This is a genomic window from Nocardia sp. NPDC047038, assembly GCF_040644075.1.
GTDB classification, from domain to species: domain Bacteria; phylum Actinomycetota; class Actinomycetes; order Mycobacteriales; family Mycobacteriaceae; genus Nocardia; species Nocardia sichangensis.
In genome coordinates, this window is record NZ_JBEYVQ010000010.1 from 24,206 (window position 1) to 45,640 (window position 21,435).

Annotated in this window: 21 protein-coding genes; 12 read left to right on the plus strand and 9 right to left on the minus strand. The window is 69.4% G+C overall.

Annotated features, from left to right (window positions below; translation table 11 throughout):
- Window positions 1-13 precede the first annotated feature (13 nt).
- Window positions 14-835: an alpha/beta hydrolase gene (locus tag ABZ824_RS27585; protein WP_356966379.1), complete on the minus strand. Its 822-nt coding sequence runs from the start codon at window positions 833-835 to the stop codon at window positions 14-16.
- A gap of 189 nt (window positions 836-1,024) precedes the next feature.
- On the opposite strand from ABZ824_RS27585, the gene ABZ824_RS27590 reads away from it, so the two are divergent.
- Complete coding sequence (locus ABZ824_RS27590) at window positions 1,025-1,984, plus strand: helix-turn-helix domain-containing protein (RefSeq protein ID WP_356966381.1); 960 nt, start codon at window positions 1,025-1,027, stop codon at window positions 1,982-1,984.
- 3 nt (window positions 1,985-1,987) lie between these two features.
- Here the strand turns inward: ABZ824_RS27590 and ABZ824_RS27595 are convergent, their stop codons facing one another.
- From ABZ824_RS27595 to ABZ824_RS27605, 3 genes are all read right to left on the minus strand, one after another.
- Window positions 1,988-2,197 (minus strand): hypothetical protein, encoded by a 210-nt coding sequence (locus tag ABZ824_RS27595; RefSeq protein WP_355072425.1) that lies wholly within the window; start codon window positions 2,195-2,197, stop codon window positions 1,988-1,990.
- Between the two features lie 105 nt (window positions 2,198-2,302).
- Window positions 2,303-3,466 carry a radical SAM family heme chaperone HemW gene (gene hemW / locus ABZ824_RS27600; RefSeq protein ID WP_356966596.1) on the minus strand — a complete coding sequence of 388 codons (1,164 nt, stop codon included), beginning with the start codon at window positions 3,464-3,466 and terminating at the stop codon, window positions 2,303-2,305.
- Window positions 3,467-3,570: 104 nt separating this feature from the next.
- Window positions 3,571-3,978 (minus strand): SgcJ/EcaC family oxidoreductase, encoded by a 408-nt coding sequence (locus tag ABZ824_RS27605; protein ID WP_355072423.1) that lies wholly within the window; start codon window positions 3,976-3,978, stop codon window positions 3,571-3,573.
- 213 nt (window positions 3,979-4,191) lie between these two features.
- Between ABZ824_RS27605 and ABZ824_RS27610 the strand changes: the two genes are divergently transcribed.
- The 7 genes from ABZ824_RS27610 (at window position 4,192) to ABZ824_RS27640 (ending at window position 10,797) form a co-directional block, all read left to right on the plus strand.
- Window positions 4,192-4,284 carry an Ms4527A family Cys-rich leader peptide gene (locus ABZ824_RS27610; RefSeq protein WP_350356343.1) on the plus strand — a complete coding sequence of 31 codons (93 nt, stop codon included), beginning with the start codon at window positions 4,192-4,194 and terminating at the stop codon, window positions 4,282-4,284.
- Between the two features lie 125 nt (window positions 4,285-4,409).
- On the plus strand, window positions 4,410-6,224 hold the full coding sequence (locus ABZ824_RS27615) for a nitrite/sulfite reductase (RefSeq protein ID WP_356966384.1): 1,815 nt from the start codon (window positions 4,410-4,412) through the stop codon (window positions 6,222-6,224).
- 20 nt (window positions 6,225-6,244) lie between these two features.
- Window positions 6,245-6,961: a phosphoadenylyl-sulfate reductase gene (locus tag ABZ824_RS27620; protein ID WP_356966386.1), complete on the plus strand. Its 717-nt coding sequence runs from the start codon at window positions 6,245-6,247 to the stop codon at window positions 6,959-6,961.
- Window positions 6,958-7,890 (plus strand): sulfate adenylyltransferase subunit CysD, encoded by a 933-nt coding sequence (cysD, locus tag ABZ824_RS27625; RefSeq protein WP_356966388.1) that lies wholly within the window; start codon window positions 6,958-6,960, stop codon window positions 7,888-7,890. The genes ABZ824_RS27620 and cysD overlap by 4 nt, the downstream gene beginning before the upstream one ends.
- 1 nt (window position 7,891) lies before the next feature.
- The gene (locus ABZ824_RS27630; RefSeq protein WP_355072416.1) at window positions 7,892-9,187 is read left to right on the plus strand and encodes a GTP-binding protein; all 1,296 of its coding nucleotides are present in this window, start codon (window positions 7,892-7,894) and stop codon (window positions 9,185-9,187) included.
- 1 nt (window position 9,188) lies between these two features.
- Window positions 9,189-10,043: a sirohydrochlorin chelatase gene (locus ABZ824_RS27635; RefSeq protein ID WP_356966390.1), complete on the plus strand. Its 855-nt coding sequence runs from the start codon at window positions 9,189-9,191 to the stop codon at window positions 10,041-10,043.
- 67 nt (window positions 10,044-10,110) lie between these two features.
- A complete protein-coding gene (locus ABZ824_RS27640; protein WP_356966392.1) occupies window positions 10,111-10,797 on the plus strand; it encodes a hypothetical protein in 687 nt (228 codons plus the stop codon).
- Here the strand turns inward: ABZ824_RS27640 and ABZ824_RS27645 are convergent.
- Window positions 10,794-11,426 (minus strand): TetR/AcrR family transcriptional regulator, encoded by a 633-nt coding sequence (locus ABZ824_RS27645; RefSeq protein WP_355072410.1) that lies wholly within the window; start codon window positions 11,424-11,426, stop codon window positions 10,794-10,796. The two genes, ABZ824_RS27640 and ABZ824_RS27645, sit on opposite strands and share 4 nt — an antisense overlap.
- Window positions 11,427-11,526: 100 nt before the next feature.
- Between ABZ824_RS27645 and ABZ824_RS27650 the strand changes: the two genes are divergently transcribed.
- Together ABZ824_RS27650 and ABZ824_RS27655 are read left to right on the plus strand one after the other, a co-directional pair.
- Entirely contained in the window at window positions 11,527-12,939 is a 1,413-nt protein-coding gene (locus ABZ824_RS27650) for an MFS transporter (RefSeq protein ID WP_356966394.1), read from the plus strand.
- Between the two features lie 8 nt (window positions 12,940-12,947).
- Window positions 12,948-13,631 carry an SGNH/GDSL hydrolase family protein gene (locus ABZ824_RS27655; protein WP_356966396.1) on the plus strand — a complete coding sequence of 228 codons (684 nt, stop codon included), beginning with the start codon at window positions 12,948-12,950 and terminating at the stop codon, window positions 13,629-13,631.
- 250 nt (window positions 13,632-13,881) lie between these two features.
- Here the strand turns inward: ABZ824_RS27655 and ABZ824_RS27660 are convergent, their stop codons facing one another.
- Window positions 13,882-14,850 (minus strand): WYL domain-containing protein, encoded by a 969-nt coding sequence (locus ABZ824_RS27660; protein ID WP_356966398.1) that lies wholly within the window; start codon window positions 14,848-14,850, stop codon window positions 13,882-13,884.
- 98 nt (window positions 14,851-14,948) lie between these two features.
- On the opposite strand from ABZ824_RS27660, the gene ABZ824_RS27665 reads away from it, so the two are divergent.
- Complete coding sequence (locus ABZ824_RS27665) at window positions 14,949-15,359, plus strand: VOC family protein (protein WP_355072402.1); 411 nt, start codon at window positions 14,949-14,951, stop codon at window positions 15,357-15,359.
- A 97-nt stretch (window positions 15,360-15,456) separates the two neighbouring features.
- Here the strand turns inward: ABZ824_RS27665 and ABZ824_RS27670 are convergent, their stop codons facing one another.
- Both ABZ824_RS27670 and ABZ824_RS27675 read right to left on the minus strand, forming a co-directional pair.
- Window positions 15,457-16,251, minus strand: coding sequence for an HAD family hydrolase (locus tag ABZ824_RS27670; RefSeq protein WP_356966400.1), 795 nt, complete (start codon window positions 16,249-16,251; stop codon window positions 15,457-15,459).
- A gap of 97 nt (window positions 16,252-16,348) precedes the next feature.
- Window positions 16,349-18,487, minus strand: coding sequence for an Hsp70 family protein (locus ABZ824_RS27675; RefSeq protein ID WP_356966402.1), 2,139 nt, complete (start codon window positions 18,485-18,487; stop codon window positions 16,349-16,351).
- Between the two features lie 537 nt (window positions 18,488-19,024).
- Here ABZ824_RS27675 and ABZ824_RS27680 point away from each other — a divergent pair.
- Window positions 19,025-19,786: a glucose 1-dehydrogenase gene (locus ABZ824_RS27680; protein WP_356966404.1), complete on the plus strand. Its 762-nt coding sequence runs from the start codon at window positions 19,025-19,027 to the stop codon at window positions 19,784-19,786.
- Window positions 19,787-19,848: 62 nt separating this feature from the next.
- On the opposite strand, the gene ABZ824_RS27685 is transcribed toward ABZ824_RS27680, so the two are convergent.
- Complete coding sequence (locus tag ABZ824_RS27685) at window positions 19,849-21,435, minus strand: FAD-dependent oxidoreductase (RefSeq protein WP_356966406.1); 1,587 nt, start codon at window positions 21,433-21,435, stop codon at window positions 19,849-19,851.

Sequence of the window (21,435 nt, forward strand, 5' to 3'; positions counted from 1 at the left end):
GGGTCTCGGCTCCTCAGCTCTTCAGGAAGTTCAGCAGATCGGCGTCGAACGCCTTCTCGTAGTCGCCGCACAGGCCGTGCGGAGCGCCGGGGTACACCTTCAACTCGGCCCTCGGCAGCAATTTCGCCGTCTTGGCGCCCGCGGCGGCGAGCGGCACGATCTGGTCGTCGTCGCCGTGCGCCACCAGCACCGGGATCTCGATGCTCGGCAGCTCGGCGGTGAAATCGGTCTCGGAGAACGCCTTGACGCAGTCGAACGCGCCCCCGAGCCCCACCTGCATGCCCATCAGCCAGAAGTGGTCGCGCAGTCCTTGTGAGACCTTCGATCCGGTGCGGTTGGCGCCGTAGAACGGGATCGCCAGATCCTTCCAGAACTGCGAGCGGTCGGCGGCCACGCCCGCGCGGATGTCGTCGAACGCCTCGATCGGCGTCCCTTCCGGATTGCTCGCGGTCTTCAGCATCAACGGCGGGACCGCGCCGAGCAGCACCGCCTTGACCACCCGCGAGGTGCCGTGCCGGGACAGATACCTGGTCACCTCGCCGCCGCCGGTCGAGTGCCCGACCAGAGTCGCGTCCTTGATGTCCAGCTCGTTCAGCACCGCGGCGAGGTCGTCGGCGTAGTGGTCCATGTCGTGCCCGTCCCACACGTCGCTCGAGCGTCCGTGCGCGCGCCGATCGTGGGCGATGGCGCGATAGCCGTTGCTCGCCACCAGTTTCATCTGGTTGTCCCAGGCGTCCCCGTTCAGCGGCCAGCCGTGGCTGAACACCACCGGACGTCCGGCACCCCAGTCCTTGTAGTAGATCTCGACGCCATCGGTGGTGGTGATCGTCGGCATGACAGTTCCCTTCGATCTGGACGGATGTCGGGTGAACCGGGGATCGATCTTGGTCGACCGACAGCGTATGACGGGCGGCCGCCGGAGAAACGACTCTGCGTGCACGATCGTCGGCTCAGAATGCACGGCCCGGTCGGCGGGTTCCATGCGAGGATTGCCGAATCTGTCTCATTTGCGACGGAGGCTGTGATGACGGTCGTGTTCAATTCGGACACCATCGCGCCGCACGAGCGGGCGGACGCGGTGGCCGCGGCAGTACAAGAGGCATCGGTCCCGTCCCATGTCGTGCTGGACGGGCCGGACGAGCGTGTGCACGCCACGTTCGACGTGTGGTGGTTCGGCGAGGCGCGCATCGTGCGTGCCAGCACCTCGGGCATCCAGCTGATCCGGACGCCGAAGCAGGTCAGGACCTCCCCCGCGCCGGTACTGGCGGTCGCGGTGCAGCAGGCGGGCGACGGACGGTACGAGCAGGGCGGCGTCCGTCGCGTCGTGCGACCGGGCGATCTGCACGTCATGGATCTGAACGCGCCCTACGACTTCAGCCGGCGCGGCGACGGGGCGTCGACCTGCCTGCACGTGCCGCTCGATCAGCTCGGCCTGCCCGCCGATTCGATCGGTCAGGCCGCCGCCAGAGTGCAGGACAGCCCGCACTACCGGCTGGTGGCCAACCACATCGTCCAACTGACCGCCGACGCGGACGCGCTCAGCGCCGACCCGGCGGCCGCCCTGTCGGGTTGCGCCAGCATCGAGCTGATCCGGGGACTGTTGTTGTCGGCGTGCGCCGACGACGGCTCCGTCGTCCCCTCCGACATTCTGCTGTCCCGGATTCGCGCCTATATCCGGCGCAATCTGGCGGATCCCGGTCTCGGCGCGGAACAGATCGCCAAGGCGCACAACATGTCGGTCCGGCAGCTCTACAAGATCTACGCGAACACGGAGTGCAGCCTCGAGCAGGGCATCATCAGCCAGCGTCTCGAGCGGGTACACGGCGATCTGACTCGTCCGGACCAGAAGCATCGGACGATCGCGATGATCGCGCGCCGCTGGGGCTTCCGCGATCCGTCACATTTCGCCCGGCGCTTCCGCGCCGCCTACGGGCTCACGCCACGGGAATGGCGCAGCACCGCCCTCGCCCCGGACGAGGCGTAATGGTCAGCCGCAGGTTTTCGCCTGTTTGCCCGCGAGCGCATCGAGACCGAGCATCGCCAGCAGCGACTCGCAGTCGGCGGCGTTCTCCGCGTAGCTGGCGACAGTGCGGGCGGCGACGGCGCACTGGCGCGCGTTTTCCGCTTTCTCCGCTGCTCGCGCCTCCGCGAACTCGCCTGGTTCATGGATAAGGGTCATACGTGGTGCCGAAGCCATGAGTCTCCTTGGGGTTGATCGCAGACTACGCGGCCGGTGCGCACCGAGTTACCGGAACGAGACATAAAGTGCATCGCGTTGACCCGACCGTGATCCGGCACGGGATCAGTCGAGCAGTTCACGGACGACGCCGTCCGCGAGCAGACGGCCGCGGTCGGTGAGGACGAGCCGGTCGTCCGCGGTGCGCACGGCGAGGCCGTCGGCGACCACGCGATCGACGGCGGTGCGCGCGGAGGACACCAGCTCGGCCAGCGGCAGGCCGGTGCGCAGCCGGACGGCGAGCATGACCCGCTCGGTGTAGCGCTCGTCCGCGCTCAGCGCCTCCCAGCCCGCGGCGGGCAGCCCGCCCGCGCCGACTCGATCGGCGTATCGAGCGGGGTGCTTCACGTTCCACCACCGCACGCCGCCGACATGACTGTGCGCGCCCGGTCCTGCGCCGAGCCAGTCGCCGCCGTCCCAGTAACCGAGGTTGTGCCTGCAGACCGCGGCGTCGCCCACGGCCCAGTTCGACACCTCGTACCACCCGAATCCGGCCGAGCGCAGTCGGGCGTCGATGCGCTCGTAACGTGCGGCGAGCACGTCGTCGTCCGGCGCGGGCAACTCGCCGCGGCGCACCCGCCTGGCCAGCGCGGTGCCGTCCTCCACGATCAGCGAATACGCCGAGACGTGGTCGACGCCCGCGCCGAGCACCGCGTCCAGGCTGGCGTCCAGATCGGCATCGCGCTCACCCGGTGTTCCGTAGATCAGATCGAGGTTGACGTGCTCGAATCCAGCGGCGCGCGCCTCCAGTGCGGCGGCCACCGCGCGGCCGGGGGTGTGCGTGCGATCGAGCACTTTCAACACGTGCGCAGCGGCGGACTGCATGCCCAGCGACACCCTGGTGAACCCGGCCGCCCGGATGCGCTCGAAGAATTCCGGCGAGGTGGATTCCGGATTGGACTCCGTGGTGACCTCGGCCCCGGCGGCGAAGGTGAACTCGGCACGCACGGCGTCCAGCACCGCGGCGAGCCCGTCGCCGCCCAGCAGGGAGGGCGTCCCTCCGCCGACGAAGACGGTGGAGACTTCCGGCGTCGCGGTGGGCAACGCCGCGAACTGTTGCGCGGCGGTCGCCAGCTCGCCGCGCAACGCCGCCAGCCACGACTGCGGCGAGGCCGAACTGCCGAGCTCCCCCGCGGTGTAGGTGTTGAAGTCGCAGTAGCCGCACCGCGTGGCGCAGAACGGCACGTGCACGTAGATCCCGAACGGCCCGTCGCCGAAGTCGCGTAGCACCGGCGCGGAGGTGTCGGTGCTCGCGGTAGCGGCGGAAGAACTCACCTGTCCAGTGTGAACGTCGCCGCGACCGCGCCGACGGCCGGGACTCCGCTACCGGCCCTTCAGTCCGCCACGACCGGAGTGTTCTGGTTCGCGGTGAGCAGCCAGCGGCCGTCCTCCTTGGACATCACGTACATCGGGCTGCCTTCGCTCTCCAGAACGCCCGCGTCGGTGAAATAGCGCTGGCGCACCTTCACCGCCGCCACGTCCGGGCGGATGAACAGCACGTGCTCGACCTCGTAGGTCGCCGTGCCGTGTGCGGTGGCCCCGGGCAGCACCTGCGCGGTGAACTCCGCGATGGCCGCCCGTCCGAAGAGGCGTTTGCCGTGTCCGGTGGTCCAGATCGCGTCCTCCCGGAACAGCGCGACGAATTCGTCGACGAGCTCGTTGCGCTGGGCGTGTTGGACGCTCGCGACCACCGCGCGGATGGCTTCGAGCTCGCCGGTGGCGTCGACAGTTGTGGTACTCATGACGCCGATCGTCCAACCTCCACTTCGCTCGAGGTCAAGCGAGGTGCGCAGTGTCACAGACGGCGCGGTCGCCGTATCACGCGCCTGGTTGGGGCTCGCGACTATGACTGCCGTCACAAACTGGGTCGAACGTCCAGGGGATTTCCCGCAGATTCACGGGAAATACCCGACGCAGGGTCGGAAGGCCATCGCTGACGTGGCACAATAGGCCGCATGCGCGCTTTGGAGATTCGACTGGTGGCCCGTCGCCACGTCGATTACAAGCGCGTCTGTAGCGCCTGCTGTCTGCCCGGTTCCCTCCGGTAGTTCAGCGCGCCCGATCCCCGGGTCCCCGGCGATCCCGACTTCATCGACCCGCTGACACCGCAGGCGTGAGTCAGCCCCTCGCGCCCCTCAGCAGGATGTACCACCCACCCCGCAGGAGCGACCCCATGACGTCGAGCACCGACGCCGGTCCGACCGATCAGCCCACGCCCGAATCCCAGCCGGAGCGCCGCGCGCGCCCCGAACGCCCGGCCTCCGAACGCCGGGTCCGCCCGGATCGGCCGCGTCCCGAGGCGACCACGACCGGACCGCGCGTGCGCACCGGCAAGCCCGTGCGCCGCAAGGCCGAGGGTCAGTGGGCGCTGGGTTACCGCGAGCCGCTGAACCCGAACGAGCAGTCCAAGAAGGACGACAACCCCCTCAACGTCCGCGCCCGCATCGAGAACATCTACGCCAAGACCGGCTTCGACGGCATCGACAAGGGCGACCTGCGCGGCCGGTTCCGCTGGTGGGGTCTGTACACCCAGCGCGAGCAGGGCTACGACGGCACCTGGACCGGTGACGAGAACATCGATCTGCTCGAGGCCAAGTACTTCATGATGCGCATCCGCTGCGACGGCGGCGCGCTGAACCTCGCGCAACTGCGCACGCTGGGCGGGATCTCCACCGAGTTCGCCCGCGACACCGCGGATCTGTCCGACCGGGAGAACGTCCAGTACCACTGGATCGAGGTGGAGAACGTCCCGGAGATCTGGAAGCGGATCGAGGCGGTCGGCCTGAAGACCACCGAGGCGTGCGGCGACTGCCCGCGCGTGGTGCTCGGGTCTCCGCTGGCCGGCGAGTCGCTGAACGAGGTCATCGACCCGACGCCCGCGATCGAGGAGATCGTGCGCCGCTACATCGGCAAGAAGGAGTACTCCAACCTGCCGCGCAAGTTCAAGACCGCGATCTCCGGCCAGCAGGACGTGGTGCACGAGATCAACGACGTCGCGTTCGTCGGTGTCGTGCATCCCGAGCACGGCCCCGGTCTGGACCTGTGGGTCGGCGGCGGGCTGTCCACCAACCCGATGCTCGCCAAGCGGGTGGGCGTGTGGGTGCCGCTGGACGAGGTGCCGGACGTGTGGGAAGCCGTCGTATCGGTGTTCCGCGACTACGGCTACCGCCGCCTGCGCACCAAGGCGCGCCTGAAGTTCCTGATCAAGGACTGGGGCATCGAGAAGTTCCGCCAGGTGCTGGAGGACGAGTACCTGAAGCGCAAGCTGATCGACGGCCCCGCGCCCGAGCAGCCGACCAAGCCGATCGACCACGTCGGCGTGCAGCGGCTGCGCAACGGACTCAACGCGGTCGGCTTCTCCCCCATCGCGGGCCGGGTGTCGGGCACCGTCCTGACCAAGGTCGCCGACGCGGTCGAGCGGATCGGCTCCGATCGTGTCCGGTTCACCCCGTACCAGAAGCTGATCGTGCTCGACGTTCCCGACGACAAGGTCGACGCGCTGATCGACGAGCTGGAACCCCTCGGCCTGCAGGCGCAGCCCTCGCTGTGGCGGCGGAATCTGATGGCCTGCACCGGTATCGAGTTCTGCAAACTCTCCTTCGCCGAGACGCGCAAGCGCTCCCAGGCGCTGGTGCCGGAGCTGGAGGAACGGCTGGCGGATCTGAACGCGCAGCTGGATGTCCCGATCACGATCAACATCAACGGTTGCCCGAACTCCTGCGCCCGCTCGCAGATCGCCGACATCGGGTTCAAGGGCCAGCTGGTCGACGACGGCACCGGGAATCAGGTGGAGGGATTCCAGGTTCACCTCGGCGGCAGCCTCGGCTTCGACAGCGCGTTCGGGCGCAAGCTGCGCCAGCACAAAGTGACCACCGGGGAACTCGGCGACTACATCGACCGGGTGGTGCGCAACTTCGTCAAGCAACGTTCGGACGGCGAACGGTTCGCCCAGTGGGCGGTCCGCGCCGACGAGGCCGACCTGAGATAAGTGTCGACGGGAGATCAATTGTGACAACCGAACTCGCGGAAAAGCTGTCCGAGGACCAGCTCCGCGCCATCGCCGCGCGCGGCGCCGCCGAACTCGACGGCGCCTCGGCGACCGAACTCCTGCGGTGGACCGAGGACACCTTCGGCACGAACTACATCGTGGCCTCCAACATGCAGGACGGCGTGCTGGTGCACCTGGCCTCGGGCGTGCGCGCCGGCGTCGACGTGCTCTTCCTGGACACCGGCTACCACTTCGCCGAGACCATCGGCACCCGGGACGCGGTGGAGGCCGTGTACGGGGTGAACGTGGTCAACGTCCGGCCGGAACACTCCGTTGCCGAACAGGATCGGCTGCTGGGCAAGGATCTGTTCGCCCGCGAGCCCAACGAGTGCTGCCGGTTGCGCAAGGTCGTCCCGTTGCAGAAGTCGCTCGCGGGCTACAACGCCTGGGTCACCGGCATCCGCCGGGTGGAGGCGCCGACCCGGGCGAACGCACCGCTGATCTCCTTCGACGAGGCGTTCGGCCTGGTGAAGATCAACCCGATCGCGCCGTGGTCCGACGACGAGATGCAGGACTACATCGAAAAGCACGGCATCCTCGTCAATCCCCTGGTGGAGGAGGGGTATCCGTCCATCGGCTGCGCTCCGTGCACACGGAAGCCGGAGCCGGGAGCCGATCCGAGAAGCGGCCGTTGGGCCGGCCTCGCCAAGACCGAATGCGGGTTGCACCAATCATGACTGAAACGATTCGTAGCGAACGTTCGCTCGGTATCACCGATTTCGATACTCTCGCCGCGCTGGAATCCGAGGCGATCCACATCTTCCGCGAGGTGGCGGGCGAGTTCGAGCGGCCGGTGATCCTGTTCTCCGGCGGCAAGGACTCCACCGTGCTGCTGCATCTTGCGCTCAAGGCGTTCTGGCCCGCGCCGCTGCCGTTCGCGCTGCTGCACGTGGACACCGGGCACAACCTGCCCGAGGTGCTGGAGTTCCGGGACAAGGTGGTCGAGCGCTACGGCTTGCGCCTGCACGTGGCGAAGGTGGAGGACTACCTGGCCGACGGCAGGCTCACCGAGCGCCCCGACGGCATCCGTAACCCGCTGCAGACCGTCCCGCTGCTGGACGCGATCAGCGAGCATCGGTTCGACGCCGTGTTCGGCGGCGGCCGTCGCGACGAGGAGCGCTCGCGCGCCAAGGAGCGGATCTTCTCGCTGCGCAACGCCTTCGGCCAGTGGGACCCGAAGCGGCAGCGTCCCGAGCTGTGGAACCTGTACAACGGGCGCCACGCGGCGGGCGAGCACGTGCGCGTGTTCCCACTGAGCAACTGGACCGAGCTGGACATCTGGCGCTATATCGCCCGCGAGGACATCGATCTGGCGAGCATCTACTACGCGCACGAGCGTCCGGTGTACCTGCGCGACGGCATGTGGATGACGCCGGGCGTGTGGGGCGGCCCGCGTGAAAACGAGGTGCTGGAGACCAGGTCGGTGCGGTACCGCACCGTGGGCGACGGATCCTCCACCGGCGCCGTGCTTTCCGACGCGGCCGACAACGAGGCGATCCTCGCCGAGGTCGCCGCGTCCCGACTGACCGAACGTGGTGCGACCCGCGGCGACGACCGCGTCTCCGAAGCCGCGATGGAAGACCGCAAACGAGAGGGTTATTTCTGACATGTCCGACCTATTGAGGCTGGCCACCGCCGGTTCTGTCGACGACGGCAAGTCCACTCTGGTCGGACGCCTGCTCTACGACACGAAATCCGTTCTGGCCGACCAGATCGACGCCGTCACCCGCGCGTCGGTGGACAAAGGTCTCGCCACCCCGGATCTCTCGCTGCTCGTTGACGGGTTGCGCGCGGAACGCGAACAGGGCATCACCATCGATGTCGCCTACCGCTACTTCGCCACTCCGCGCCGCTCATTCGTGCTCGCGGACACCCCCGGGCACGTGCAGTACACCCGCAACACCGTGTCCGGCGCGTCCACCGCGCAGCTGGTGATCCTGCTCGTCGACGCGCGCAAGGGCGTCATCGAGCAGACCCGCAGGCACGCCGCCGTGCTCGCGCTGCTCGGTGTGCCGAAGCTGGTGCTCGCGGTGAACAAGATCGATCTGGTGGACGACGCCGCCGCGGTGTTCGCCGCCATCTCCGCGGAGTTCAACGAACTCACCAGCACGCTGGGCTGGTCGAGCGAGGACGTGCTGGAGATCCCGGTCTCGGCGCTGCACGGCGACAACATCGCCACCCGGTCGGACAACACCCCGTACTACGACGGTCCGTCGCTGATCGAGCACCTGGAATCGGTGCCGGTCGACGCCGACAGCACCGGCGATCACGAGCTGGGCCTGCGGTTCCCGGTGCAGTACGTGATCCGGCCGCGCACCGCCGAGCACCCGGACTACCGCGGCTACGCGGGACAGATCGCGGCGGGCGCGGTCGCTCCCGGCGACGAGGTCGTGGTGCTGCCGTCGGGCATCCGCACGACCGTGGAGCGGATCGACACCCCCGACGGCGAGCTCGCGGTGGCGCAGGCCGGACGCAGCGTCACGCTGATCCTGGCCGACGAGGTCGACATCTCGCGGGGCGACATCATCGCCGCGGCCGCCGACGCGCCCGAGCCGATCGACACCTTCGACGCCACGGTGTGCTGGCTGGGTGACAAGCCGCTGCGCCCCGGTGCGCGGCTGCTGCTCAAGCACGGCACCCGGACCACCCAGGCGATCGTCGGCGCGCTGCTGGAGCGCTTCGACGAGCAGCGCCTCGCGGCCGACCCGAACCCGGAGTCGCTGGAGCTCAACGACATCGGGCGCATCTCGGTGCGGGTCGCCGAGCCGATCGCGGCCGACGACTACCGAGCGAACCGGCACACCGGCAGCTTCCTGCTGATCGATCCGGCGGGCGGCAACACGCTGGCGGCCGGTCTGGTCGGTGACGTGCTGACCGCCGTCGAGGTCGGTACCGGGGCCTGACATGGCGGTGTCGCGAGCCCTGTTCGGCGCCCCGCCGGTCCTGGGCGCTGTCGCCCCGGCGGGCGGTCCGGGCTGCGCGACTTCCCGGATCGCCCCCGGGCTCGACGGCAGCCCGGCGCGACCGCCCGCGCTGATCGCGGTGGCCCACGGCAGCCGCGATCCGCGGTCGGCGGCAACCGTCGCGGAGGCGGTCGGCGCCGTCGCCGCCGCTCGTCCGGACCTCGACGTCAGGACGGCGTTCCTCGATCTCACCGCCCCGTCGGTCGAACAGGTGGTGGATGCCGTCGCCGCCGACGGGCACACGCACGCGGTGGTGACGCCGCTGCTGCTCGGCAGCGCCTTCCACGCCAGGGTCGATCTGCCCGGCCTGCTCGCCGCGGCCCGCGCCCGCCATCTCGGGTTGCGCCTGACTCGAGCCGACGTGCTCGGCGTGGACGCCGGACTGGTCGGTGCACTGCGCGACCGTGTCCTCGCCGCCGACGCCGGGCACTGCTTCGCGGATCGGCGCCTCGGCGTCGCGGTCGCGGCGGTCGGATCGTCGTCGGCGGCGGCCAACGCCCGGACCGCCGAGGTGGCCACCCGCCTGGCCGCCCGCACCGGCTGGCGCACCGAGATCTGCTTCGCGACCACCGAACCGTCGGTCACCGAGGCGATTTCGCGACTGCACGCTCGCGGCGCCGAGCACGTGCTGGTGGCTCCCTGGTTCCTCGCACCCGGATTACTGACCGATCGCCTCGTCGACGCGGCGCCGGAGGCGATCCACGCCGATGTGCTCGGCGCGCATCCGGCCCTCACCGAGGTCATCCTGGATCGCTATCACGCGGCGATCGCGGATACTCGCGCGCTCTCGGCCTGACCGGGCGTTCGCGGCGGTTCCCGGGCGGGCGTGCCCGCGTGACGCTGTCGCGTGCTAGGAACGTGGCATGGCCGAGTCGTTCCGCACCACCTCCTGCGCCAGCCACGGACATCCCGAGTTCACCATTCTCTTCACCGAGCCGCGGCTGCCCGGCATGGAGAACTGGCTGCTGTCGTATCTGGAGTCCACCGTCGCGGCGGGCACGCGCTACCAACCCGGCGAAACGATTCAGATCGGCTGGAATCTGGTCCGGGTGCGCGGCCGCGACGACGGCACACTGGGCCTCGCCGAACGTACCGACGCGCAGACCTGGGCCGAGCAGGTCGACCGCACCTTGCGCGATGTGTGGTATCAGCGCGAAGTGGCGGCCGGGGTCGGCCTCACCGATCGCCTCGACTTTCCCGGCGAGGACCAGCGGGCCACCATCTCGTCGTGCGGACTCGAATCACCGGTCCTGGTGCTGGCGCGCACCGAGCCGGACGACCCCGAGTCCTCCGGTTGGTCGGTGGAATGCTTCGAAGACCACGCGCACCGGTCGTCGTACTACACCACCCTGCTGGAGTTGGCCACCGCCATGCCGTTCGCGGTGCAGTTCTTCGCCCTTCCGGTAGCGACCACGGTGCTGATCGAAAGCCCCGAGATCACGCCCACCGGCACCATCCGACCGCACATCGTGGACGCCGAAGGCGTGGAACTGTCCCCGATCCCGGGTTCCTACCTGGACTACCTGGTCAACGGTTCACCGGCCGACTAGTCGCCCGGGCCGAGCAGATCCGCCACGAGGTGGCGCGCGGTAGTGACGCCCCACTCGTCACCCATCTGCCGCGCCGTGTGCGCCGCGGCGATCACCGCGTCCAGTTCGAACGCGACGGCGTCGGCGCTGCGCGCACCGAAATGGCCCTGGTCCTGCGCCCGGCGAATCTCCTTGATCAGGAACGCGAGCCAGTCCCTGCGGTCTTCGGCGATGGCGTCACGCACGGGTCCCGGCCTGCTGTCGAACTCGGCGAGTGTCGCGACGCGGAAGCACCCGCCGGGGAATGCCGGGTCGGCCACCTGACCCAGCCAGCGCTCGACCAGGGCACGCAGGCGCGGTAGTCCGGCCGGCTCGCTCAGGCTCGGCGTGATGACTTCGTCGATGAAGACCTGCCGCGCGGATTTCACCGCCGCGATCTGCAGGCTCTCCTTGCTGCCGAAAAGGGTGGCGATGCCGCTCTTGCTGAGTCCAAGGTCGGTGGCCAAGCGGCCGATGCTGAGGCCGGTGAGGCCCTCGACAGACGCCACGTCGGCGGCGTGGCGGGCGATCGACGCACGCGCCCGCGCGCCCTTGGCCAGGCGCTGATCGGTGCCGCGCGGCTGGTCGCGTGTGGTGACGGACTCGGTCATGAGGTCATTCTTCCACTTCGCTATTGCACATACGAACGTATGGTCGTATTTTAATTGAACGAACGATCGTGCGTTTTGTATCCTCTATTAAGGACTTCCCATGACCGACGCGTCCGTGCGGCTCGACAGCCCACCGACCGCGACCGCGGCCACGCGCACCTTGCTGATCGCCTGCGGCGCCGCCTTCATCGCCTTTCTCGATCTCTCCGTCGTCAATATCGCCTTCCCGTCGATCGCCCGGGACTACCCCGGCACGGCGACCGCCACGCTGACCTGGGTTGTCAGCGGCTACGCGGTCGCTTTCGCCGCGTTGCTCACCCCGGCCGGACGTCTCGCCGACGCGCTCGGCCGCCGCAGGCTGTTCCTCGGCGCGCTGGCCGGTTTCGCCCTCACCTCCCTGCTGTGCGGGCTCGCCCCGACAGCGGGCTGGCTCATCGCGGGCCGGGTGCTGCAAGGCGGCGCCGCGGCGCTGATGGTGCCGTCCGCTCTCGGCTTGGTGCTCGCCGCCACGCCGCGGGAGAAGATCGGCGCGGCCATCGGAGCCTGGTCGGCCGCGGGCGGGTTCGCCGCTGTCGTCGGTCCCGCACTCGGTGGCGCGCTGGTCGAAGGATTCGACTGGCGGGCGGTTTTCGTCATCAACGTTCCGGTGGCCCTGCTGCTCATCATGGCGGCGGCGCGCGTTCCGGCCCCCGACGACCGTCGATTCGGCGGTGCGCTGCCGGATCCGCTCGGCACCCTCGCGGTGGCGCTCGGGCTGGGCGGACTGGTCGCGGGCGTCACCGAAGGGCAGCGCTGGGGGTGGACCTCGGCGGGGACACTGACCGCGCTGATCGGCGGCGGACTGCTGGTCGTGGCCGCCCTCATCCGTTCGGCGCGCCATCACGAACCCGCGATCGCCGTGGACCTGTGGCGCAGCAAGTCCTACGCGCTGGCCAACGCCACCTCGTTCGTCTTCGGCGCGGCCATGTTCGCCTGGCTGCTGTCGGGACCGCTGTTCCTGGACGCGATCTGGGACTACTCGGTGCTCGGCTCCGCAGGAGCCATGACCATCGGAGCGGTCGCGTCGATGGTGACGGCGACCGTCGCGGGACGGATCGGCTCGGCGACGGCCAGGCGGTGGCTCGGCGTGCTCGGTGCGCTGATGTTCGTGGCGTGCACCGTGTGGATGAGCACGGATGCCTTCGGCGCCACTCCAGCCTTGTGGTCGGCGTGGATTCCGGCCGGTGTGCTCGGCGGCGGCGGCATCGGTTTCGTCGTCACGGTGCTGGGCACCGCGGCGGCCGGTGCTCTTCCGCCGCAGCAGTTCGCCGCAGGCACCGGCATGAATCTGACCGCGCGGCAAGTGGGCGGGGCGCTCGGCGTGGCCGTGCTCGCCGCCGTATTCGCGGCACGTCCCGACGATCCACTCGGCGCGTTCCACATCGTCTTCGCCGTGTGCGCGGGCATCGCCGCCGTGGCCGCTTGCCTGGCCGCGCTACCGGCCCGCACTCCGTCCTTCTCCGTCGACAACTAGGAATCAGCGTGAGCGACAACGATATTCGTACCGAAGAGAACGATCCGCTGCTGCTGCCGCCCGCGGAACAGCGGCGTCTGCTCGCCGACGCCCCGTGGCAGCGCTACGCGGTGCTCGGCGACTCCATCGCGCAGGGCGTCGGCGATCCGAGCCCGGGTTACGAATTCGCGGGCTGGGCCGACCGCGTCGCGGCCGTGCTCACTTCGGTTCGCCCGGATCTGGCTTACCTGAACACCGGCCGGATCGGCGCCACCTCCGCCCAGGTCATCGCCGAGCAGTTGCCCTCCGTACTCGAATTCCGGCCCGATCTCGTGCATCTCAGCTGCGGCGGCAACGACCTGTTCCTGCCGGGCGGCGACCTCGCCGAATTGCGTTCCAACCTGGACACGCTGTTCGGAACGCTGGCCCGCACCGGAGCGCGGATCGTGACCTTCACCCTCGCCGACGTCTGGGAAATCGAGCGCATGGCGCCGATGCGTCCGATGCGCGACCGGATGGCCGCGCTCAACGACCTGGTCCGCGAACTGGCCGCCCGCTACGACGCGCTCCTGCTGGAACTATGGGACCACCCGCTGCGCCTGCGGCCCGACCTGATGAGCGCCGACCTCATCCACTTCAGCATGAGCGGTCACGCCGTGCTCGCCTCGGATATGGTGCGCACGCTGGCCGGACACGTTCTCGTGTCGCGCTGATCCGACACGTGGCGGAGGCACCGGCGGTCGGGTGCCTCCACCACATCTCGAAAGGCGGACAACCGAGTGCAATGCGCTGCGGGCGCCGATCGAGGCGAACGACGCGACCGCTCCGTTCCAGGATCACGGCGGTATTCGAGGACGACACGCCCCGTCTCCGGCCATGCCCTCGCGGGCAGCGACCGAACCCGGGTCCGCCGCGACGGCGGAGCAACCCGCGTTCGATGCCTGCGATCTACCCAGGACAGTGTCATGGTGCCGTGCCGGACCGGCCGTCCGATCCGTACCGTTCGACCAGTTCGGCGCCGAGGCCGGCCAATTCGGCGCGGACCTCGGGCGCGTCGAGGACCTCGATCGAGGCGCCCCAGCCCGCCAGCTGCTGGGCCAGCATCCAGGCGGTGGGAGCGGTGACGCGAACCTGGATGCGGCCGTCGGCAACCGGACCGTCCACAACGCAGTTCCGCCCCTGCTGGTCGTGCAGGATCGGCAACAGACGCTCGGAGATCAACACGGTGGCGGCGAGGGTCGCGCGCCGCTGCTCCATCTCCTCGACCACCTGTTCCCAGGCGCCGGCGAGATCGAAATCCGCTGGGCGATGGGCCGGTTCACCGGTGCAAGACGCCTCGGAGATCCGATCGACGCGAAAAGTCCGCCGGCCCCGCACGGTTCCGGCTATCAGGTACCAGACACCGTCCTTGTCAGCCAGACCCCAGGGATCGACGAGACGCTCGGACCGCTTCCCGGTCCGGTTCGCATAGCGCAGCCGGACCTTTTCCCGCTGCACGACAGCGCGTTGCAGCAGCGACACCAGCGGGGGCAGCTCGCGATCCGTCGCACCCCAGCGCGCGGGATCGATCACCACCGCATCGGCCGCCGCCTCCGCTTCGCCGCGAAAGGTCTGCGGCAGCGCGCGCACCAGCTTGCGCAGCGCCGACTTGGCTTCCGGCACCGCGCCCGCGGAGGGACCCGCCAAGAGGAACAGCGCCCGCGCCTCGCCCGCCGTCAGCCCGGTCAGGTCCGTGCGCGCACCGCCCACAAGCGTCCAGCCGCCGCCACGCCCCGGCTGCGGATACACCGGCACCCCTGCGGCCGACAGCGCCTCGAGATCCCGGCGCGCGGTGGCGACCGAGGTCTCGAGCTCCGCCGCGACCTGCGCGGCCGTCACCCGTCCTCGGGTCTGCATCATCAGCAGGATCGCCACCAATCGGTCCGCTCGCATACGCACAATTCTGCCGTCAAAAGTGCTCATTCGATGCGCACTTTTACTCGGATGATGGATCTACGAGTACGGATGAGAACGATTCGAAGGAGACCACCATGCTGCGCGGAATGGCGACGAGCACTTTCTACGCCGACGACCTCGAGGCCGCCAAGGACTGGTACGCGCGGTTCTTCGGCGCCGAGCCCTACTACCAGGTGCCCAACGGCTACTACGAGTTCCGCATCGGCGACTACCAGCACGAATTCGGCATCGTGAACCGCGCCTACGCGCCCGCCGGAGCGCGCAACGCCCCCGGCGGCGCGATCGTGAACTGGCACGTCGACGACGTGCGGGCGACGTTCGACCGGCTGCTGGAACTCGGCGCGACCGTCTACGATCCCATCACCCCGCGCGGCAACGGCGAGGGCTTCGTCACCGCCGCCGTTGTGGACCCGTTCGGCAACGTCCTCGGCCTCATGTCCAACCCGCACTACCTCGAGATACTCGCCGAGACCGGTCCCGCGTAATGCAGCAGTACGGCGGCGTGCTGCCCGTATCCTCTCGACGGACACCACGCCGCGCGCTCCGGGCGCGTCCCCGCTCGAAGCGGACCCGATCGAAAGATCAGGGACGGAACCAGCGTTCCAGGACGGTGGCGACGCCGTCGTCCAGGACGTGGCCGGTCACTTCGTCCGCCAGGTCGCGAATGTCCGTGGGCGCGTTCGCCATCGCGACCGAGTGCGCCGCCCAGCGCAGCATTTCCCGATCGTTGTAGCCGTCGCCGATGGCCAGCGTCGCTTCGTCCGGGACACCGAGGGCGATGCGGAGCTGTTCCAGCGCCCAACCCTTCGACACGCCCTGACGGCAGACAGTGAGCCACGGCCCGAACTCGCCGTGCACCCAGCTCGCGCCGGGCACGCGCAAGGACCGCAGCGCCAGCAACATCTCCTCCAGCGAACCATCCGGCAGCCAGCCGTTCAGTCGCGGGGTCGGTTCGCTGCTCAGCGCGTGATGGTCGACGAGCAGATACTCGCCGAGCGAGAATTCGCCGGGACTCGCTCCGGTGGCCCAGGTGCCGATGCCGACCTTTTCCACGGCGAAGATCATCGCGGGAAACAGCGCGCGCAGCGCGGTGATCGCGGGCGCCGGGTCGAACGCCTGGATCGCCACCGGTTCGCCCCTGGCCACGTCGATCTGCACGGCGCCGTTCGAGCAGAGGGCATGTCCGTCGCGCAGACCGAGTTCGGTGAGCACCGGACGTGTGGTCAGCAGCGTGCGTCCCGTGGTGATCACGACATGCGCACCTGCCGCCACGGCCGCGCGCACCGCCGCGACCACCCGCGCACTGATCGGTGTTCCCGTATCCAGCAGCGTCCCGTCTACGTCCAGCGCGATCAGCTGGGGACCCCCGGATGCCATCAACCCATTGTGCCTCGCGGCCGCCGCACCCGCCGTCGAATCCGGCGCGACCAGACCCGCACCGCCACCGGGCAATTCGCCGTCCCGGGCTGGGCCGCTATCGACCGCGCCCTCCGCCGCCGACACCGCCCGCACCTCCGGCGCCTCCTCTGGACGACCCGCCTGCCGACCCACCGATCGAGCCGGATCGGCCCGGCGAGCCGCCGAACGACGAAGCGCCCGAGGGGTTCCCACCCGAGTGGCCGCCCGCCGACGACGCGCCGCCCGGCCGCCCGCTCGATGAATTACCGGCCGACGCCCCCGAGCCGTGGGCCGACGAAGTGTCGGCCGAGCCGCCGGAGGACGAGCCATGGGTCGACGGATTACCGGCCGACCCGTCCGACGACGAGTTACCGGCAGGCCCAGCCGAAGACGATCCGTGCGTCGTGGAGTGCCCGGGCGACCCTCCCCACGACGATCCACCGGTCGACCCGCCCGGCGAGTCGTCGGAGGATTCGTGCGCGGTGGAATCGTTCGTCGAGCCACCGCTCGACGCGCTCCCGCCGGACGAGGCGGATGTTCCGTCGGTCCCCACGGACGAGGAACTCCCGGGGCTCGCCGGCCCGGAAGAGGACGAATTCGATGCGGAGGGTTCGCCGTGCTCGCCCGTTGCCGTACCGCCGCCCGGTGAGTCCGACCTTCCGGTCGACGGACTGCCCGCAAAACTCCCTGGTGCCGTCCCACCGGGCTCCGCAGGCTTCGAGCCGTTCTGCGATACCGGACCGGTGGAGCCCGGCGTGCCCGACCAGGAAGCGGATACCTGCCCCGGCGCGGGCGGCTGTCCGGGCAGATCAGACCCGGGTGCCTGCCCCGGCAGCGGCAGACCAGGAGCCGGTCCGGGAACGGGCGGCTGCACGATGTCTCCGGGCACGGGACGAACCACCGGAGCGAACGGCAATGGATTCACGAAATAGGCGGGATCGCCATATCCCCGGTAGCGCAGGCCCCCAGGGGCGCAGCAGTTTCGCGGATCCCGGTGCGAGCCGATCCTGGACTCGGCCACCGACGGACCGTAACCGGTGCTGCGCGGAACAGGTGTGATGAATCGGGTATACGCGGAAGTCGGCTGCGATAGCAGCGAGGGCAGCGCCCGGCCCGAGTTCGATGCGGCGGGCACGGCCATCCGGGACCAGGCGTCGGCGAGGTGCTCGCTTCCGACGTCGACCAGCAGACTATCGGTCGGGAAACTGATTTGGGGAAGATGCTCGAGCATCGGCGCCAGCTCGGGAACCATGGATCCGCCGAAGACGGTCACGGCCGACATGGCCACCGCGGAGACCACCGCGGCACTGGAGAACACCGCCACGCGAGGCGCGGCGGCGCGGCGGTCCGACGCACCGAGCGCCATGGTGCGCGCCGCCATCAGCGCGGCGCCCGCGGCGATCGTCTGCCCCGGATCGGCCGAAATCAGCACGGGCCGACCGAGTTCGGCGAGCGTGCGCGCTACCTCCGCAGGCCGCGACGCCCCTCCCACCAGCAGCACACGCCCGATATCGGAGAGCGTGATGCCCGCTTCCCGCACACAGTCGCGGACCAATTGGAGCGAGTCCTGCACATGCGCGGTACGCAGTCCGTCGATATCGACGATCGATGTCATCGACAGTCCGGCGCGCGAGACGTCCGGGGCGTACCGCGCGATCATCGACCCCAGCGGCCTGCCGCCGAAATCGTGGGAGCGCGCCGGCTTCCCGATCATCGGATGGTTGTCCCAGTCGGGCCCGACGCGCACGATGCTCACATCGAGGCTGGTGCCGCCGAGGTCGTAGATCAAGATGAAATCGGCATCCAGCGGGCCGTGCTCGTGTTCCAGCCATTCCGCCGCCGCGACGGGCTCGGGCACCAGCAGCACGTCGCTAGCCCCGGATAGGTCCAGCGCCTGGCGCAACAACGCGACCTGCTTGTCGGAATACACCGCCGGGTAGGTGGTCACGACGCCCGCCTCGGACGCGTCCGGCTCGACCGCCCTGAGCTCGTTGACCACCGCGGCCACGAGATTGGCCGGCGACCAGATGCGGCCGCCGACGATCACGGCCTCCGGATCACGGCTCAGATCGGCGAAATCCGTGACCGCCATGCTGAATTGCGGAATCCCACCGAGGCGCAGTCCACCCGCGCTGTCGAAGGTCACCGCGGTGCGGCGAGACCGCACCGCCGGTCGTGGCCGATCCGCGCTGACCGAAGCCGTCACGGAATTCACTGCACCGATGCTGAAACCCAGACCTGTAGTCATTCGCTATCCCGTCAACGCACCGTGACCACGTCCATCACATGGCGTTCCCCTGTGGCCGCGGTCGTCTTCCAAACAGCCACCACAGGTTAGCTGTTTCACGTCGGCGTGGATGCGCAATTGATACGGAATGTTCGACCGATAGCAATAATCGTCCGAATTGCCAGGTAGATACGAGTGGACGCCCGCGTCCAGCCGGCTCGACATCACGAATCAGACTGAGCCCACAGCATTTCCGCTACCATACAGCGATCTCGATATGAGGAGAAAATCCGACCGATCGCCGGTTTGCCCCACCGAAAGCACACCGCTCGACGGACACTCACCGGTAGGTAACTAAATCCTTGCCAAATCCGTGCATCTCGGCACGCCGCCACGGGACGGCGTTCAATTGACACATCAACTAGATGTCCAATTACCGCCAGCACCCTCGTTCGCGTCCGGCTTGACTCGACATCGGGTCACACCACGGAGGTGCGATCGCGAGAGTGGAGAGGAAATCGAACGATGGCAACACGGTTCGCGGAGCAGGTCGTCTTGGTCACCGGCGCGACCTCGGGCGTGGGCAAGGCCGTCGCGCTGCGGGTCGCGGGCGAAGGCGCCGCGGTCGTGCTCGGCGCACGCGGCAAGGACGCGGGTGAGCAGGTGGCCGCCGACATCCGCGCGGCCGGCGGGCGCGCGCTGTTCGTGCCGACCGATGTCACGGTGGAACAGGACGTGGCCCGGTTGACCGACGCCGCGGTATCCGAATTCGGTCGCCTGGACGCCGCGTTCAACAACGCGGGCGCGGTGCACGCGTTCGGCCCGGTCGCGGAGATCGACGAGGCGGATTGGCGCGCCGATCTCGAGCTCAATCTCACCAGCGTGTTCTACGGCCTGCGGCATCAGGTTCCCGCGCTGGCGGCCTCCGGCGGCGGCGCGATCCTGAACAACGCGTCGAATCTGGGTGTGGTGGGCATGGGCTCGGTGGCGCCGTACGTCGCCGCCAAACACGGAGTGGTCGGCTTGACGCGTGCGGTGGCGCTCGAAGCCGCCGATCAGGGAGTGCGGGTGAACGCACTGGTCTCCGGGGCGGTCGACACCCCGGCGTTCCGTAATTCGATGGGCGCGACGCCCGAAGGAGTGGCTGCCATCGCGGCGCTGCACCCGCTCGGCCGCATCGCGACGCCGGAGGAGATCGCCTCGTTCTGCGCCTATTTGCTCAGCGGTGAAGCCAGTTTCGTCACGGGTGCGGCACTCGCCATCGACGGCGGCTTCACCGCACGGTGACCTCTGGACGTGGGACCGCCTCGGGATACCGGCGCGGCCGGGGTATCCCGAGGCGGGGTTCGTCAGGCGCGCGCCAGCAAGCGGCGGACCCGGCCTGGGCGAGCTTCCACCGCTCCCCCGGCCCGCACCGCGGGCTGCCGCAGCCGCACCAGCCGATCGAGTTCCGCTGCGCTGCCGGCGGGTTCGGTCAGGCGGCCCGCGTTGAAGTCGGCGGCCAACTGCCGCACCGTCTCCTGCGCGCAGGACTTGTTGGTCCCGATGAAGCCGGTGGGCCCGCGCTTGATCCAGCCGGTCACGTAGGTGCCGGTGACCACGGCGCCGCCCGGGCGCTCCAGCACCCGGCCGTCCTGGTTCGGGATCACCGCGGCCTGCTCGTCGAACGGCAGGCCCGGCACCGCCACGCCGCGGTAGCCGACCGAGGTGAGCACCAGGCCCGCGTCGAGCCGATCGGTCTGCCCGGTCCCGACGGCGCTGATGCGGCCGTCCGGATCGGTGACCAGCTCGGTGCGGCCGATTGCGAGACCGGTCACCCGATCGGTGCCGAGGATCTCGGTGGGCGCGGCCAGATAGCGGAACACGATGCGCTTGCGCTGCCCCACCGGCCGGGTGCGCACACTGTGCAGCAGCCGCAGCTTCTGTTCGACATGGAACGGCAGTTCCGCGCCGAGCTCGGGCAGCTCACCCTCGATCACGATGTCCACTTCGCATCCGAGCAAGCCGACGAACTCCGGCACTGTGAACGCGGATTCGAGCGGACCGCGCCGCCCGAGCACGACCACCTCCTCGACCTTGCTCTCGCGCAACGCCCGCAATGCGTAGGGCGCGATGTCGGTGCCGGTCAGCGTCGCCGGGTCGCTGGTGAGGACGCGCGCGACGTCGAGCGCGACATTGCCGTTGCCGACGATCACGGCACGCGGGCCGGACAGGTCGAAGGCACGGTCGACGTAGTCGGGATGACCGTTGTACCAGGCGACGAAGTCGGTGGCCGAGACATTGCCCGCCAAGCCCTCACCCGGGATGCCGAGCTTGCGATCCGACGACGCGCCGACGGCGTAGATCACGGCGTGGAAGTGCTCGAGCAGCTCGGCATGCGAAACATGCGCGCCCACATCCACGTTCAAGTACGAACGGAACCCCGGCTGCGCCGCGATGACGTCGAACAGCTCGCCGACCTTGCGGGTCTTGTCGTGGTCCGGTGCGACGCCGTGCCTGGCCAGCCCGTAGGGCACCGGCAGCCGGTCGAACACCGTCACCGACACCTCGGGCTGGGTCAGCAGTTCGTCGGCGGCGTACATCGCCGAAGGACCCGACCCCACGATCGCCACCCGCAGCGGCGTGCGCTCGGTGTGGATCCGTGCCGCGGGCACCGGTCGCGCCAGCAGGGGGCGCGGTCGCGCCTGCCGGTAGAAATCGGCGTTGATCTCGATGAACGGCTTCTGCTCAGCGGTCAGCTTCTTCGATGACACGATGGCGTCGACCGGGCACGCGGTGGCGCAGGCGCCGCAGTCCACGCACGCCTGCGGGTCGACGTACAGCATCTCCGCGGTCCGGAAGTCCGGTTCGTCGGGCGTGGGATGGATGCAGTTGACCGGGCAGGCGTACACGCAGGACGCGTCGCTGCAACAGGATTGGGTGACGACGTACGGCAT

What these genes read in the sequence shown, in the direction of transcription:
- ABZ824_RS27585 (WP_356966379.1), bottom strand. Translation starts at nt 835, where the DNA reads ATGCCGACGATCACCACCACCGATGGCGTCGAGATCTACTACAAGGAC.
- ABZ824_RS27590 (WP_356966381.1), top strand. Translation starts at nt 1,025, where the DNA reads ATGACGGTCGTGTTCAATTCGGACACCATCGCGCCGCACGAGCGGGCG.
- ABZ824_RS27595 (WP_355072425.1), bottom strand. Translation starts at nt 2,197, where the DNA reads ATGGCTTCGGCACCACGTATGACCCTTATCCATGAACCAGGCGAGTTC.
- ABZ824_RS27605 (WP_355072423.1), bottom strand. Translation starts at nt 3,978, where the DNA reads ATGAGTACCACAACTGTCGACGCCACCGGCGAGCTCGAAGCCATCCGC.
- ABZ824_RS27610 (WP_350356343.1), top strand. Translation starts at nt 4,192, where the DNA reads ATGCGCGCTTTGGAGATTCGACTGGTGGCCCGTCGCCACGTCGATTAC.
- ABZ824_RS27615 (WP_356966384.1), top strand. Translation starts at nt 4,410, where the DNA reads ATGACGTCGAGCACCGACGCCGGTCCGACCGATCAGCCCACGCCCGAA.
- cysD (WP_356966388.1), top strand. Translation starts at nt 6,958, where the DNA reads ATGACTGAAACGATTCGTAGCGAACGTTCGCTCGGTATCACCGATTTC.
- ABZ824_RS27630 (WP_355072416.1), top strand. Translation starts at nt 7,892, where the DNA reads ATGTCCGACCTATTGAGGCTGGCCACCGCCGGTTCTGTCGACGACGGC.
- ABZ824_RS27635 (WP_356966390.1), top strand. Translation starts at nt 9,189, where the DNA reads ATGGCGGTGTCGCGAGCCCTGTTCGGCGCCCCGCCGGTCCTGGGCGCT.
- ABZ824_RS27640 (WP_356966392.1), top strand. Translation starts at nt 10,111, where the DNA reads ATGGCCGAGTCGTTCCGCACCACCTCCTGCGCCAGCCACGGACATCCC.
- ABZ824_RS27645 (WP_355072410.1), bottom strand. Translation starts at nt 11,426, where the DNA reads ATGACCGAGTCCGTCACCACACGCGACCAGCCGCGCGGCACCGATCAG.
- ABZ824_RS27650 (WP_356966394.1), top strand. Translation starts at nt 11,527, where the DNA reads ATGACCGACGCGTCCGTGCGGCTCGACAGCCCACCGACCGCGACCGCG.
- ABZ824_RS27660 (WP_356966398.1), bottom strand. Translation starts at nt 14,850, where the DNA reads ATGCGAGCGGACCGATTGGTGGCGATCCTGCTGATGATGCAGACCCGA.
- ABZ824_RS27665 (WP_355072402.1), top strand. Translation starts at nt 14,949, where the DNA reads ATGCTGCGCGGAATGGCGACGAGCACTTTCTACGCCGACGACCTCGAG.
- ABZ824_RS27670 (WP_356966400.1), bottom strand. Translation starts at nt 16,251, where the DNA reads ATGGCATCCGGGGGTCCCCAGCTGATCGCGCTGGACGTAGACGGGACG.
- ABZ824_RS27680 (WP_356966404.1), top strand. Translation starts at nt 19,025, where the DNA reads ATGGCAACACGGTTCGCGGAGCAGGTCGTCTTGGTCACCGGCGCGACC.
- ABZ824_RS27685 (WP_356966406.1), bottom strand. Translation starts at nt 21,435, where the DNA reads ATGCCGTACGTCGTCACCCAATCCTGTTGCAGCGACGCGTCCTGCGTG.